This window comes from Pseudomonas sp. SIMBA_067 (assembly GCF_046534675.1).
GTDB classification, from domain to species: domain Bacteria; phylum Pseudomonadota; class Gammaproteobacteria; order Pseudomonadales; family Pseudomonadaceae; genus Aquipseudomonas; species Aquipseudomonas putida.
Genome location: NZ_JAWRYH010000001.1, coordinates 647,526 through 661,560, shown reverse-complemented (window position 1 = coordinate 661,560; position 14,035 = coordinate 647,526). Strand labels below are relative to the sequence as shown.

11 protein-coding genes and 1 riboswitch are annotated in these 14,035 nt (G+C 64.6%); of the genes, 6 read left to right on the top strand and 5 right to left on the bottom strand.

The annotated features are described in order from the left end of the window. Window positions 1-44: 44 nt before the first annotated feature. Window positions 45-899, bottom strand: coding sequence for a LysR family transcriptional regulator (locus SB765_RS03085; protein WP_410930915.1), 855 nt, complete (start codon window positions 897-899; stop codon window positions 45-47). A 92-nt stretch (window positions 900-991) separates the two neighbouring features. On the opposite strand from SB765_RS03085, the gene SB765_RS03080 reads away from it, so the two are divergent. Beyond that, window positions 992-1,420, top strand: a complete 429-nt coding sequence (locus SB765_RS03080) for a multidrug/biocide efflux PACE transporter (RefSeq protein WP_410930914.1) — start codon at window positions 992-994, stop codon at window positions 1,418-1,420. Window positions 1,421-1,557: 137 nt separating this feature from the next. Here the strand turns inward: SB765_RS03080 and SB765_RS03075 are convergent, their stop codons facing one another. From SB765_RS03075 to SB765_RS03065, 3 genes are all read right to left on the bottom strand, one after another. Beyond that, window positions 1,558-2,577 (bottom strand): branched-chain amino acid aminotransferase, encoded by a 1,020-nt coding sequence (locus SB765_RS03075; RefSeq protein WP_338744168.1) that lies wholly within the window; start codon window positions 2,575-2,577, stop codon window positions 1,558-1,560. Window positions 2,578-2,810: 233 nt separating this feature from the next. Continuing rightward, window positions 2,811-4,388 carry an ATP-binding cassette domain-containing protein gene (locus SB765_RS03070; protein WP_410930913.1) on the bottom strand — a complete coding sequence of 526 codons (1,578 nt, stop codon included), beginning with the start codon at window positions 4,386-4,388 and terminating at the stop codon, window positions 2,811-2,813. Window positions 4,389-4,671: 283 nt separating this feature from the next. Beyond that, window positions 4,672-5,049, bottom strand: coding sequence for a glyoxalase superfamily protein (locus SB765_RS03065; protein WP_410930912.1), 378 nt, complete (start codon window positions 5,047-5,049; stop codon window positions 4,672-4,674). Window positions 5,050-5,150: 101 nt separating this feature from the next. Continuing rightward, a riboswitch (cobalamin riboswitch) is annotated at window positions 5,151-5,368 on the top strand. A 99-nt stretch (window positions 5,369-5,467) separates the two neighbouring features. On the opposite strand from SB765_RS03065, the gene cobW reads away from it, so the two are divergent. The 4 genes from cobW to SB765_RS03045 all read left to right on the top strand — a co-directional run bounded on the left by cobW (window position 5,468) and on the right by SB765_RS03045 (window position 11,992). Further along, a complete protein-coding gene (cobW, locus tag SB765_RS03060) occupies window positions 5,468-6,535 on the top strand; it encodes a cobalamin biosynthesis protein CobW (protein ID WP_016487376.1) in 1,068 nt (355 codons plus the stop codon). 3 nt (window positions 6,536-6,538) lie between these two features. After that, window positions 6,539-10,300, top strand: a complete 3,762-nt coding sequence (gene cobN / locus SB765_RS03055; RefSeq protein ID WP_410930911.1) for a cobaltochelatase subunit CobN — start codon at window positions 6,539-6,541, stop codon at window positions 10,298-10,300. 1 nt (window position 10,301) lies between these two features. After that, window positions 10,302-11,324 carry an ATP-binding protein gene (locus tag SB765_RS03050; protein WP_410910350.1) on the top strand — a complete coding sequence of 341 codons (1,023 nt, stop codon included), beginning with the start codon at window positions 10,302-10,304 and terminating at the stop codon, window positions 11,322-11,324. Window positions 11,325-11,425: 101 nt separating this feature from the next. After that, entirely contained in the window at window positions 11,426-11,992 is a 567-nt protein-coding gene (locus tag SB765_RS03045; protein ID WP_341798879.1) for a vWA domain-containing protein, read from the top strand. 106 nt (window positions 11,993-12,098) lie between these two features. On the opposite strand, the gene SB765_RS03040 is transcribed toward SB765_RS03045, so the two are convergent. After that, entirely contained in the window at window positions 12,099-12,365 is a 267-nt protein-coding gene (locus SB765_RS03040) for a hypothetical protein (protein WP_258651723.1), read from the bottom strand. A gap of 341 nt (window positions 12,366-12,706) precedes the next feature. On the opposite strand from SB765_RS03040, the gene SB765_RS03035 reads away from it, so the two are divergent. Further along, entirely contained in the window at window positions 12,707-14,032 is a 1,326-nt protein-coding gene (locus tag SB765_RS03035) for a sigma 54-interacting transcriptional regulator (RefSeq protein ID WP_410910351.1), read from the top strand. Window positions 14,033-14,035: the final 3 nt, after the last annotated feature.

Genomic DNA, 14,035 nt, shown 5'->3' with positions numbered 1-14,035 from the left:
CGCGATGGACTACGCGGCAGCGCCAGATTCTGGCAGGTTAAGACCTACTGCCCCAGCATCTGCCGCACCAGCCATTGCCCCGCCGGCCCAAGCGCCCGCCGGCTTGACCACGCCACATCCATATCCACCCGGCGCGGGTAACCCGCTATCTGCAACTCCACTAGCTCGTTGCCAAACCGCGCCACCAGCGCCCTGGGCAGTTCGGCCCAGCCAAACCCGCGTACGGCAAATTCCAGCAGGGTGAGGTAATCCGGTGCCGACCAGGCCTGGCCGCGGCCGCGGTGCAGGCTGGGGGCGTAGGTCTTGATGTACAGCTGCCGCGCGTTTTCAAGGTGTTGCGTTTGCACCGTTTTCAGGCCCGCCAACGGGTGCCCGCTGGCCACATACACACCGAACTCCGCCTGCTCGGGCAAGCGCGCCACGGCAACGTCGGCGGGGTAGCTAGGCTGAGTGGCCAAAATGCCGACGTGGGCCAGGCCCTGCTGGATCATATCGATCACATCAGCGTCTTCCGCCGGGCCGCAGCGCAATTCGGTGTGCGGGTACTGCTGGGCGAAGCGGGCCATCACGGCGCCCTGGAAGGTGACGCTGTAGCTGTCCGACATCACCACCGAGACCAGCGCCTCGACGTTTTGCGCCAGCCTGACCGCCAGGGCATCGAGCTGGGCGCTGGCGTCCAGGATCGCTTCGACATGGCTTAGCACCTGTCGGCCCGCTTCGTTCAGCGTGGGGTGGCGGCCACCGCGATCAAACAGCGGGTAGCCGATATCGGCTTCGAAATTGGCGATGGCGATGCTGATCGTGGACTGGCTTTTGCGCAGTTTGCGTGCCGCCGCAGAAAACGAACCCAGCGATGCGGCTTCGACAAAGGCGACCAGAGCTTCGGGTGAGTAGCGCATGGTATTGATAAAACCGATGGTAGCTATGTCGCGAGTATCAGTTCTATCAAAGAAAATAGGAAGCACGACTCACGCAATGGATGGAATTTGCAATGAAAACGGTCTCTTTCACCGAACGCCTGGTACACGCCGTAGGCTATGAAGTATTCGCGGTGCTGCTGTGCGCACCGCTGTTGTCCTGGGTGATGGGCAAATCGCTGGCGACGGCGGGGGCATTGGCAATAGCCCTATCGGTGATCGCCATGTTGTGGAACATGGTCTACAACGCGCTGGTCGATCGCTGGGTGCAGACTGAACGCATCCACTGGAAGGCCGGTGCGCGCTTTGTGCACGGTCTGGGGTTCGAGGCCGGGCTGGTGGTGTGGTGCCTGCCGGTGGCGGCGTGGATGCTGGATATTTCGCTGCTGCAGGCGTTCATGGTGGAGCTGGGTTTCTTCGTGATCATCCTGCCCTACACCGTGCTGTACAACTGGGCGTTCGACAAAGCCCGGCATCTGCTGATGCAGCGTCGCGTGGCATGAGTAGCCGGCCTCAATTGCGAATGCTCACGCGTTCCCTGTGGGAGTGGGCACGTCCGCTCTCACAGGGTCATCAACTCTGTCAAAAAAACGGGGCATACCATCGCTGGCATGCCCCGTTTTCATATATCTGATGCGCCTCAGGCGACCTTGACGATCCAGCCTGCCGGTGCTTCAACATCACCGCTCTGGATGCCGGTCAGCTCGTTGTAGAGCTTCTGGGTAACCGGGCCAACCTTTTCCAGGTCGTGGAACACGTGCAGCTTGCCGTTGTACTCGATACCGCCGATCGGGGTGATCACTGCAGCAGTACCGCAAGCGCCGGCTTCGATGAAGCGGTCCAGCTTGCTGATTTCGACATCGCCTTCGATCACGGTCAGGCCCAGGCGCGATTGCGCCAGTTCCATCAGCGACAGACGGGTGATGCCTGGCAGCACCGAGGCCGATTTCGGGGTAACGAACTCGTTTTTGGCGGTGATGCCGAAGAAGTTGGCCGAACCGACTTCCTCGATCTTGGTATGGGTCAGCGGATCGAGGTAGATGGCGTCGGCGAAGTTGGCCTTCTTGGCTTCAGCGCCTGGCTGCAGGCTGGCGGCGTAGTTGCCACCGACCTTGGCTGCGCCGGTGCCTTGTGGGGCGGCGCGGTCGAAGCTGGAGATCTGGAAGTTGTGCGGCTTCATGCCGCCCTTGAAGTACGAGCCAACCGGAATGGCGAAGACCGAGAAGATGAACTCAGGGGCGGTGCGCACGCCAATGTTGTCGCCGGTGCCGATCACGAACGGGCGCAGGTACAGGGCGCCTTTGCCGTGCGGTGGCACGAACTTTTCGTTCGCCTTGACCACTTGCTTGCACGCTTCGATGAACACATCGGTCGGCACGTGCGGCATCAGCAGGCGGGCGCAGCTGCGCTGCATGCGGGCGGCGTTCTGGTCGGGGCGGAACAGGTTGATCGAGCCGTCCTTGCAACGGTAGGCCTTGAGGCCTTCGAAGCATTGCTGGCCGTAGTGCAGGGCCGTGGAGCCTTCACTGATGTGCAGCACGTTGTCGTCGGTCAGGGTGCCCTTGTCCCACTCGCCATTGCGCCATACGGACAGGTAGCGTTTGTCGGTTTTGATGTAGTCGAAACCCAGCTTGTCCCAGTTAATGCTTTCGTTGCTCATGACACCCTCATTGTCTTGCAAGTGCCCGATCGCTCGGGCTGCTGTTATATGCGCACCACGCCACCATAATACATCCGTCGCGGATCGGGAACGGCCAGTCACGAATTGATAGCCTGCGATGCATTATTCTCGGTCCGCGGTCGTTGTAGGAGCAGCCTTGTGCTGCGAAGAGGCCGGTCCATTGGATGCAATTGTGTCGCCAGTACCGGCCCTTTCGCAGCACAAGGCTGCTCCTACAAGTGCAGGTAGCCATGCAGGGCCAGGTTTTCCAGCAAAACCGCGTCATGGGACGCCACTATCAGCGCCCCGCGAAACTGCCCGAGCATGCGCTCCAGGGCTGCCAGTGACGGCAGGTCAAGGTGGTTGCCGGGCTCATCCAGCAGCAACAGGTCGAGGGGCCGCTCGCGGTACAGCACGGCGGCCAGCGCTGCCTTCATCCGCTCGCCGCCGCTGAGCAGGCTGCTGGGCAGCTCGATACGGGCCGCATCCAGGCCCAGTTGTGCCAGGCGGCTGCGCAATTCGCCCTGGGCCAGCACCGGGTTGGCTTGGCGCAGGTGTTCAAGCACGCTGTTGTGGCCTGCCAGGGTGCTGCAGTGCTGGTCGAGCAGGGCTGTTTCGCCACTGCGGCGCAAAGTGTCGGGAGATGCCGGTAATTCCCCGTTCAGCAGCCTTAGCAGCGTGGACTTGCCACTGCCATTGGCGCCGACCAGACCCAGCCGCTGGCCCAGGCACAAGCGCAGGTCAAGCGGTTTTCGGGTGCCATGGGGCAAGCGAAGTGCCTGCAGGGCCAACACTTCGCGGCCCGCATGACGCTGGGGCGTGGGGGCATGCAAAGTAATTGCAGTGGCTTGCTCGACCTCACGGGCGGCGTCATGCACTTTGCCCAGTAGTGCCTGCCGGGCATCGCGATGATCACGCCGCTGCTTGCCCGCCGTGGCCTGGCTGCGTTCCTGCTGGCGGTCGACCAGGATCTTGGCCTGGTTGGCATGCCTGGCTTGACGCCCGGCCCGGGCCTGATGGCGTTCCAGGTCTTCGCGCTGGCGCTGCAATTCACGGGCCTGGCGTTGTTGCTCCTGCTTCAGCCGGGCAAGTTGCTGCTGGGCTTGCGCCACCTGGCTGGCTTTTTGTGCTGCATAGAAGCTGTAGTTGCCGCCATAGGCCTGCAAACCGAGGCTGGACAGTTCGACAATGCGCGCCATGTGCGCCAGCAGGCTGCGGTCGTGACTGATTACCAGCAAACCTCGGTCCCAGCCCTCGATCATGCTCAGCAGCTGGGCACGGGCGTCGCTGTCCAGGTGGTTACTCGGTTCGTCGAGGATCAGGTAGTCGGCACCGCTGAGCCATGCGCCTGCCAGCGCCACGCGCATGGCCTGGCCGCCGCTCAGGCTGCGTGCGGGCTGGCGCCAGTCAAGGTGACCCAGGCCGTTGCGCTGCAGGTGCATCTGCAATTGCTCGCGGATATCCCAGCGCTCGCCAACGGTGTCGAAATCCTGGGGGTTGATGCTGCCTTGCTCGATGCGCTCGAGCGCCGCAACCACCGCCCCCACCTGCGCCAGCTCGGCAAGTGTGGCGCTGCGCTCGATTACCTGCTGGTTCAGCAGATGGACAGGCCCACGGCGCCTGCACAGGCCGCTGCTCGGTGCACGCTGGCCGGCAAGAACCTGCCCTAGCAGGCTCTTGCCCACGCCATTGCGCCCGACCAGGCCGGTACGCTGTTGGTCGAAGGTTTCGTTGAGGTCGGTAAACAGTAGCCGGCCATCAGGCAAGGCCAAGGAGACGCTGTCCAGCGTCAGGATCGACGTGTTCGTCATGCACAACTCCACAAATGCCGCGACATCTCCGGAGCAAACCGGAGGCTGAAGACTGGCCGTCGAATGGACGGCGGCATTAATGGCGCATTGGACGAATACCTCGTATTGGGGGAGTGCGTAGCCTAACGGCCCGTTGGGGGCGGGTAAAGTACCGCCCGCCGTGTGCGAGGGGTGGGATGTGGGGTTTAAGGTGTTCGTCGCAGCAGTTTCAGTGCCTGTGAGATCGAGCGCCGCGCGGGCGGCGCTCGATCTCACAGGCGCAGCCAGTCTTACGTCTTGCGCTTCACAGGTTGGCCTCGTCATCGATCTGCTGGCAGAAGCGCAGGCGGTTGCCGAACGGGTCGCACACCTGCATCTGCAGGCCCCAGTCCAGGCGCTCTGTTTCGGGCCGGGCGTAACCGTACTGTTTGCCTTGCAGTTCATGCTCCAGCGCCCGCAGGTCGTCGATGCGGGCAAACACTGTAGAGCCGGGGCAGGCATCGCCATGGTGCTCGGTAAGGTGCAGGATCAGGCCATCGCGGTGAATCTGCATGTACAACGGCAGGTCCGGGCTGAAGCGGTGCTCCCAGTCCAGGCTGAAACCGAGGAAATCCATGTAGAACTCCCTGGCCTTGTCGACCGAGAAGATGCGCAGTACCGGGATGGCGGGGGCGAGGGGCATGGGGCGTCCTTGACAGTGGGCAAAGTCGCCACTGTACCGCAGTGCTGCCAAGAGTTGTCGGCAAGCCCCGCAGCAATGGTTGACCACCCGCCAGCCACTGCGTAGCCTTGCCACTTCGAGGTTCTTCGGCCAGGCCGAAGCTAAGACGGGAACGCGGTAAAAGCCGCGGCTGCCCCCGCAACTGTAAGCACCGACAACGGATCGACACAGCCACTGCGCCAACGCGCGGGAAGGCGTCATCCCGCCAGCCCGCGGTTCAACTGAACGGGGGGATGGAACGGTGCAAGCCAGGAGACCTGCCTCGCAACGTTTTCGACTTTCAACCGGGCGGGGTGATCCGGTGGCGAACAAGCCCGGCCGGCCTGGCCCGCGGCTGTCGTCCTGCATGCCCGCGCCACTCTGCCAAGGGCAATGCGACATGAAAACACTGGCCAAGCTCCCCGTTACCATCGTTACCGGCTTCCTCGGCTCGGGCAAGACCACCTTGCTGCGCCACATGCTCGACAACGCCCAGGGCCGCCGCATTGCGGTGATCGTCAACGAATTCGGCGAACTGGGCATCGACGGCGAAATCCTCAAGCAGTGCAGCATCGGTTGCACCGAAGAAGAAGCCAGCGGCCGCGTCTATGAATTGGCCAACGGCTGCCTGTGCTGCACCGTGCAGGAAGAGTTCTTCCCGGTCATGCGCGAGCTGGTGGCACGCCGTGGCGACCTGGATCACATCCTGATCGAAACCAGCGGCCTGGCCCTGCCCAAGCCGCTGGTGCAAGCCTTCCAGTGGCCGGAAATCCGCAACGCCTGCACTGTCGACGCAGTCATCACCGTGGTCGACAGCCCGGCCGTGGCCGCCGGCACTTTCGCCGCCTACCCGGACCAGGTCGATGCCCAGCGCAAGCTCGACCCTAATTTGGACCACGAATCGCCACTGCATGAGCTGTTCGCCGATCAGCTGGCCAGCGCCGACCTGGTGGTACTGAACAAGGCCGACCTGATAGACGCCGAAGGCCTGGCCAAGGTCCGCGCCGAGGTGGCCGAAGAACTGCCGCCGGCGGTCAAGGTGGTCGAGGCCAGCAGCGGCAAGCTGCCACTGGAGGTGCTGCTGGGCGTGGGCGCCGAGTCCGAGGCACACATCGATGGCCGCCGCACCCACCACGATTCGCACCACGACGGCGATGATCATGACGACCATGATCACGACGCTTTCGATTCCATTTCCATCGACCTGCCAGAGGCCGACGAAAGCCTGCTGCTCGACGCCCTCACCCAGCTGGTGGTGGAGTTCGGCATCCTGCGCGCCAAAGGCTTCGCGGCCATCCCGGGCAAGCCGATGCGCCTGCTGGTACAAGGCGTGGGTACCCGTTTCGACAAGCACTTCGACCGCGCCTGGCGTGCCGACGAGCCGCGCATCACCCGCCTGGTGCTGATCGGCCAGGAACTGGACGCTGCCCAGCTGGAAGCGCGCCTGCGCCAGGCCTTGGGCGCCTGACCCGTGCACCTGCTGCGGACCCAGCCCGGCGGCTTCGTGCCGGACGACAGTATTGCCGATCTCGGCCAGACACCCGCCGAGCTGGTGATTCTCTGCAGCGGCGATTCGCACCTGGCGTTGCTCGCCGATACCGCCGAGCAATTGCCTGAAGGCTTCCCCAGCCTGCGCCTGGCCAACCCGATGCAGGTGCAGAACCACGCTTCGGTCGACCTGTATGTCGACCAGGTGCTGCGCCATGCCAAGGTCATCCTGGTGTCGCTGCACGGCGGCGTCGGCTACTGGCGCTATGGTGTCGAGCAATTGGTCGAGCTGGCCGCCCGTGGCGTGCAGCTGATACTGGTGCCGGGTGATGACCGCCCGGACCCGGAGCTGACCCGCCTGGGCACCGTCACGGGCGACCAGGCCGAGCGCCTCTGGCACTACTTGCGCCAGGGCGGCAAGGCCAATGCCATCAACCTGTACAACTGCCTGGCCAACCAGTGGCTGGGCCGCGATTATGCCTGGGACGAGCCGCAACCCTTGCCGCGCACCGCTGTGTATCACCCGGCCAAGGGCAGTGCGGCACTGGAAGACTGGTACCCGCACTGGCACCCGGACTACCCGGTGGCGCCGCTGCTGTTCTACCGCTCCCACTTGCAGGCGGCCAACACCGCGTTCATCGACGTGTTCTGCCAGCGCCTGCAAGCCGCTGGCTTGAACCCGTTGCCGATTGCCGTGGCCAGCCTCAAGGAAAGCGCCTGTCTGGAGCAGGTTGAGGCCTGGCTGGACGAAGTCGGTGCCGAAGTGCTGGTCAATACCACCGGTTTTGCCCTGTCCAGCCCCGAGCGACCCAACCTGCGCCCGTTCCGCCGTGACATTCCGGTGCTGCAGGCCATCTGCGCGCAGGACAACCAGCCCGGCTGGGAAGCCAGCGAACAGGGGCTGGGTGCGCGAGACCTGGCCATGCACATCGCCTTGCCCGAACTGGACGGGCGCATCATTACCCGCCCGGTCAGTTTCAAGGACATGGCCTGGCGCAGCGAGCGCAGCCAGTCCGACGTGGTGTGCTACCGCGCCCACCCCGAGCGCATGGACTTCGTCGCCGAGCTGGCCCGCCGCTGGGTCGAGCTGGCGCACCTGCCCAATGCCCAGAAACGCGTGGCCCTGGTAATGGCCAACTACCCGACCCGCGATGGCCGCATTGGCAACGGCGTCGGCCTGGACACGCCCGCTGCCGCACTGAACATTCTCAAGGCGCTGCAGACCGAAGGCTATCCGCTGGCCGATTTGCCGGGCAGCGGCACGCAACTGATTCACCAGCTGCTCGGCGGCGTGACCAACGACCTTGACCACCTCGACCAGCGCCCTTGCGCCCAGAGCCTGAGCCTGGCCGACTACCAGGCCGCCTTCGAGCGCTTGCCCGAGGCCAATCGCCAGGCAGTGCTGGAGCGCTGGGGGCCGCCCGAGCAGGACCCGATGTACCGCAGCGGCCGGCTGATGGTGGCCGGCTTGCGCTTTGGCCTGACCTTCGTCGGCATCCAGCCCGCCCGGGGCTACCAGGTAGACCCCAGCGCGGTGTATCACGACCCCGACCTGGTGCCGCCGCACGGCTACCTGGCGTTTCACTTCTGGCTGCGCCACGCGTTCGCCGCCGACGCGGTGATCCATGTCGGCAAGCACGGCAACCTCGAATGGCTGCCCGGCAAGGGCGTCGGCTTGTCGGCGCAGTGCTGGCCGGACGCGCTGCTTGGCCCGCTGCCGAACATCTACCCGTTCATTGTCAACGACCCGGGCGAGGGCGCCCAGGCCAAGCGCCGTACCCAAGCCGTGATCATCGACCACTTGATGCCGCCGCTGACCCGCGCCGAAACCTACGGCCCGTTGCGCCACCTGGAGCAACTGGCCGACGAGTTCTACGAAGCGCAGCTACTCGACCCGCGGCGTGCACGCGAGTTGCAGCGCGACATCCTCGAGCTGGTCAAGGTCAACCACATCGACCGTGAGCTGCAACTGGAAGGGCAGCTGGACGATGCCTCCGTCTGGCTGCCGCGCCTGGACACCTATCTGTGCGACCTGAAGGAATCGCAGATTCGCGATGGCCTGCACGTGTTTGGCCAATCGCCAGAAGGGCGGCTGCGCCTGGACACGCTGCTGGCGCTGTTGCGGGTCGAGCGTGGCGACGGTCGTGGTGGTAATGCCAGCCTGCTGCGGGCCTTGGCCAAGGCCTTGGTGCCAGGCTTTGACCCGCTCGATTGTGAGCTTGGGCTCCCCTGGCAGGGCGAACGCCCTGAGCAGCTTCTGGCCATGAGCAGTGAACCCTGGCGCACCTGTGGCGATACCCGCGAGCGCCTGGAGCTTTTGGCGCAGCAGGTGATCGAGCAAGCGCTGGGCGGCACCCTGCAGTTGCCTGAACCGAGCGAATGGCAGCCGGTGCACGACGTGGTGCAGGCCTTGCGCGAAGCGGTGGCGCCCAGCCTGGATGCCTGCGGCGCTGCTGAAATGAGTGGCCTGCTGGCGGCGCTGGCCGGGCGATTCGTGCCTGCCGGCCCCAGCGGCGCGCCCAGCCGTGGGCGCCTCGACGTGCTGCCCACCGGCCGCAACTTCTATACCGTGGACGTGCGCAACCTGCCTACCACCACGGCCTGGCGCCTGGGTTTCGCCTCGGCCAGCCTGATCCTCGAGCGCCACCTGCAGGACCACGGCGATCACCTGCGCCAGCTCGGCCTGTCGGTGTGGGGCACGGCTACCATGCGTACTGGCGGCGACGACATCGCCCAGGCCATGGCGCTGATGGGCGTGCGGCCGGTGTGGGCGACCGGCAGCCAGCGCGTTGACGATTTTGAAATACTGCCGCTGGGCCTGCTCGACCGCCCGCGGGTGGATGTGACCTTGCGCGTTTCGGGCTTTTTCCGCGATGCCTTCGGCAACCTTATCCGCCTGTTCGATGCGGCCGTGCAGGCGGTGGCCGCGCTGGACGAACCCGATGATCTCAACCCGTTGGCCGCCCGTGTACGCAGCGAGCGTGCCACGCTGCAAGCGCAAGGGGTAGACGCCGAGCAGGCCGCGCGCCAGGCAGGCTGGCGGGTGTTCGGCGCCAAGCCCGGCGCGTATGGCGCCGGGGTGCAGAACGCTATCGACGGGCGCCTGTGGCACAGCCGCGACGATCTGGCCGAGGTCTACCTCAACCATGGTGGCTACGCCTACGGCGGCAGCGACGACGGCACCCCGGCCCGCGCCCAGTTCGCCCAACGCCTGGCCACGGTGCAGGCGGTGCTGCAGAACCAGGACAACCACGAGCATGACCTGCTCGATTCGAACGATTACTACCAGTTCCAGGGTGGCATGCTGGCGGCGTCAGAAACCTTGTCCGGGGCGCCGGTGGCCAGCTACCACGGCGACCACAGCCAGGCAGACCGACCCCGCATCCGTACCCTCAAGGAAGAGCTGAACCGGGTGATCCGCGCCCGCGCGCTCAACCCCAAGTGGATAGACGGGGTCAAGCGCCACGGCTACAAGGGCGCCTTCGAGATGGCGGCGACGGTCGACAACCTGTTCGCCTTTGATGCCACCACGCACCTGATCGACGACCATCATTACCAAGGGCTGGCCGATGCCTACGTGCTCGACCCGGCTACCCGCGATTTCATGCGCGAGCACAACCCCGAGGCCCTGCGCGACCTTACCGAGCGCCTGCTGGAGGCCCAGCAGCGCGGGCTGTGGCAGGCGCCGGGCGACTACCGCGAAGCCCTTGAGGAACAACTGCTCGACGGCGAGGAACAGGCTTGAAATGAGTGAACCCGTGCAATTTCCGCTGGCCGCTGTGGTCGGTGCCGACGACCTTAAGCTGGCACTGTGCCTGACCGCCATCGACCCGAAAATCGGCGGCGTGCTGATCGAAGGGCCGCGTGGCATGGCCAAGAGCACCCTGGCCCGTGGGCTGGCCGACCTGCTTGGCGAAGGCCCGTTTGTCACCTTGCCACTGGGCGCCAGTGAAGAACGGCTGGTCGGCACCCTCGACCTGGATGCCGCGCTGGGGCAGGGCAAGGCGCAGTTTTCCCCGGGCGTGCTGGCCCAGGCCGACGGTGGCGTGCTGTATGTCGATGAGGTCAACCTGCTGCCCGACACGCTGGTCGACCTGTTGCTCGATGTGGCTGCCAGTGGCACCAACCGCATCGAGCGCGACGGCATCTCGCACCGGCACAGCGCCCGTTTCGTGCTGATTGGCACCATGAACCCGGAAGAGGGCGAACTGCGCCCGCAGTTGCTCGACCGTTTTGGCCTGAACGTGGCCCTTGAGGGCCTGCCTGAGCCTGAGGCCCGTCAGCAGATCATCCGCCGGCGCCTGGCCTTCGACAGTGACCCGCAGGCTTTCTGCACGCAATGGGCTGCGGCCCAGGCGCAGTTGCGCGAGCGCTGCCAGGCGGCGCGCCATGCCCTGGCCGGTATTGCCCTGGATGACCAGGCGCTGGCCTGGATTACCGAGCGTTGCTACGCCGCCGGCGTCGACGGGTTGCGCGCCGACCTGGTGTGGTTGCGTGCGGCACGCGCCCACTGCGCCTGGCGCGGCGGTGCGGCCATCGAAGAAGTGGATGTCGAAGCGGTGGCCGAGTTCGCCTTGCGCCATCGCCGCCGCGTTGCGCCCCAGGCCAACCCGCCGTCGGCGCCGCAGCCGCCTGAGCAGCAGCCCGGCCAGCAAAGCGCTGGCAACGCGGGTGAACAGGGCGGGCAGGGCGACTGGGGGGCATTGCCGGCGCAACCCGTGGCCAGCGGCGCACGCCGCGAGGTACCTAACTGGGCAAAAAAGCCCTGAGCATCCCCCAGTCACCTGCAAAAGGGGCGGATGCCAAAGCGGGCGCAGGCAAGCAGAACGGCGCCAGCCGTGGCCGCGCGTGCAGTGCAGCAAGCGGCCGGGTGGCCTGGCTGCCGACCTTGCTCAAAGGGCGGCCACGGCTACGCCAGGACCTGTGCTGGCAACAACGCCAGGGCAAACCGGCAGAGTTGTGGCTGGTGATCGTCGACGCTTCGGCCTCCACCCGCCGCCATCAGGCGTTGGCACACACCAAAGGGCTGCTGGCGGCACTGTTCGACCAGGCCTACCGCCAGCGCGCCCGCCTGGCCTTGCTGACCGCCAGCGGGCGCACACCGCAGTGGCAGCGCCACGGCCTGAAGGCTTCGGCGGCCTTGCAGCCCTGGCTGCAGGCCCTGGGCGCCGGTGGTGGTACACCGCTGATCGCCGCACTGGAACAGGCCCGGCATTGGCTACAGGCGCGCCAGCGCGCCCATCCGGATGAAGCGGTACGTTGCCTGGTGTTTACCGATGGTCGCCTTCAGCACTGGAACGCCTTACAACCCATGCCCTGTACAACGTTGGTGGTGGATATGGAGTTGGCGGCGGTGCGTATTGGGCGCGCGCAACGCCTGGCCGAACAACTGCAGGCCGATTACCAGCACTTGCAGCAGTTCAAAGCGGTGGACTGAACAGCCTGGATGCGACACTGTGTCGCAATAGTGTAAGTTGCCAGAACAGCAACTTTGCATTTGAACAAGTGCGTGGCATTGCACGCACTTGGTTTGCAAGGGGATGTTACTTTGGCATCGACCACGGTTGCAGGTCGTAACCTTTTTCGCACAGTTCGGCGCGCACTTCTTCGATCAGGCTGGCCCACTGGGCAGGGTCGGAGTAGATGCTCGAAGACACTCGCTTGCTGCCGATGCGGGTGTTGGTCCGGTCGATCACTGCCAGGCTCAGCTCACCAGTACCGTTGGGTGCATCCCAGGCTACGCACTGGAAAGGTTCGAAGGCGTGGTCGGCAATCAGCAGTGCTTCGTTGACACGGAGCGGGGCGTTCATGGTTCGGTCTCTCTATGGTCCCAAACATCGAAGTGATTCCGCGTTGCTTTAAAGTCGCCTCAATGGTCGCGAAGTGCAGCGCGGGGTTATGTGTACTGATGCTCGTTGTCCGTGGGCAAGTCACACATTAGGTGTAAAATTTTTTGTCAGGCTTGAATCCGTTCTTCCCTGCGCCGCCATGTGATGTCGATAAAGTGCGAAAATTCCCGTGGCACTTTGTAAAAAAAAGCGTCAGCAGACAGACGGTAGTGGGCACCGTCAACTTCGTTGCTACTGTTAAACGGGCGCCACAACTTGCTGTTTTACTTCATAAAACCAAAAACTGGCGCCAAGGAACGGTCATGCTGCAGCCTGCCGCCCAACGTCGTTTGCTCATCGTCGACCCCTGCGACGACTGCCACCAATTGTTGCCTGGCCTGAGTAGCGCAGGCTGGGATGTGTACAGTTGCATGCTCGGTGCCGCGCTCGATCACCCTTGTGATGTGGGTTTGTTGCGCTTGCAGGCTTCGCACCTGAGGCACCCGGACGCGGTCAAGGACATGATCAAGCGCAGTAACACCGAATGGATCGCGGTGTTAAGCGCCGAACAGTTGCGCATGCCGGCCGTCGGCGATTTTGTCTGCGAATGGTTCTTCGACTTCCACACCCTGCCATTCGATGTCTCCCGCGTGCAGGTCACCCTTGGCCGGGCGTTCGGCATGGCGCGCCTGCGTGGCAAAGGGGCCGCCAAGGTGGACGACGCGACCCACGAACTGCTTGGCGAAAGCCGGCCGATCCGCGAGTTGCGCAAGTTGCTGGGCAAGTTGGCACCCACCGAGTCGCCCGTGCTGATCCGTGGTGAAAGCGGCACGGGCAAGGAACTGGTGGCCCGCACCCTGCACCGGCAGTCGCAACGCAGTGAGCAGCCGTTCGTCGCCATCAACTGCGGGGCAATCCCCGAGCACCTGATCCAGTCCGAACTGTTCGGCCATGAGAAGGGCGCTTTCACCGGTGCCCATCAGCGCAAGACCGGGCGCATTGAAGCCGCCCACGGTGGCACGTTGTTTCTGGATGAAATTGGTGACTTGCCGCTGGAATTGCAGGCCAATCTGCTGCGTTTTCTACAAGAAAAGCACATTGAGCGGGTGGGCGGCAGCCAGCCGATTCCGGTGGATGCGCGGGTTTTGGCCGCCACCCACGTGGACCTGGAAAGAGCCATCGAACAGGGGCGTTTTCGCGAAGACCTGTATTACCGCTTGAACGTATTGCAGGTGGTGACCGCGCCCCTGCGGGACCGACATGGTGACTTGTCGATGCTGGCCAGCCATTTTGCCCATTTCTACAGCCTGGAAACCGGGCGCCGGCCGCGTTCATTCAGCGACCATGCCCTGGCGGCCATGGGCCGGCATGACTGGCCGGGCAATGTACGCGAGCTCGCCAACCGGGTGCGCCGCGGCCTGGTGCTGGCCGAAGGCCGGCAGATCGAGGCGCAGGACCTGGGCCTGCAGACGTTGGACCAAGGGCAGCAGCCGCTGGGCACGCTAGAGGAATACAAGCAGCGGGCCGAGCGCCAGGCCTTGTGCGATGTGCTTAACCGGCATAGCGATAACATGAGCGTAGCGGCGAAGGTGCTGGGGATCTCCCGGCCCACCTTCTACCGCTTGCTGCACAAGCATCAGATACGCTGACTG

What these genes read in the sequence shown, in the direction of transcription:
- SB765_RS03085 (WP_410930915.1), bottom strand. Translation starts at nt 899, where the DNA reads ATGCGCTACTCACCCGAAGCTCTGGTCGCCTTTGTCGAAGCCGCATCG.
- SB765_RS03080 (WP_410930914.1), top strand. Translation starts at nt 992, where the DNA reads ATGAAAACGGTCTCTTTCACCGAACGCCTGGTACACGCCGTAGGCTAT.
- SB765_RS03075 (WP_338744168.1), bottom strand. Translation starts at nt 2,577, where the DNA reads ATGAGCAACGAAAGCATTAACTGGGACAAGCTGGGTTTCGACTACATC.
- SB765_RS03070 (WP_410930913.1), bottom strand. Translation starts at nt 4,388, where the DNA reads ATGACGAACACGTCGATCCTGACGCTGGACAGCGTCTCCTTGGCCTTG.
- SB765_RS03065 (WP_410930912.1), bottom strand. Translation starts at nt 5,049, where the DNA reads ATGCCCCTCGCCCCCGCCATCCCGGTACTGCGCATCTTCTCGGTCGAC.
- cobW (WP_016487376.1), top strand. Translation starts at nt 5,468, where the DNA reads ATGAAAACACTGGCCAAGCTCCCCGTTACCATCGTTACCGGCTTCCTC.
- SB765_RS03050 (WP_410910350.1), top strand. Translation starts at nt 10,302, where the DNA reads ATGAGTGAACCCGTGCAATTTCCGCTGGCCGCTGTGGTCGGTGCCGAC.
- SB765_RS03040 (WP_258651723.1), bottom strand. Translation starts at nt 12,365, where the DNA reads ATGAACGCCCCGCTCCGTGTCAACGAAGCACTGCTGATTGCCGACCAC.
- SB765_RS03035 (WP_410910351.1), top strand. Translation starts at nt 12,707, where the DNA reads ATGCTGCAGCCTGCCGCCCAACGTCGTTTGCTCATCGTCGACCCCTGC.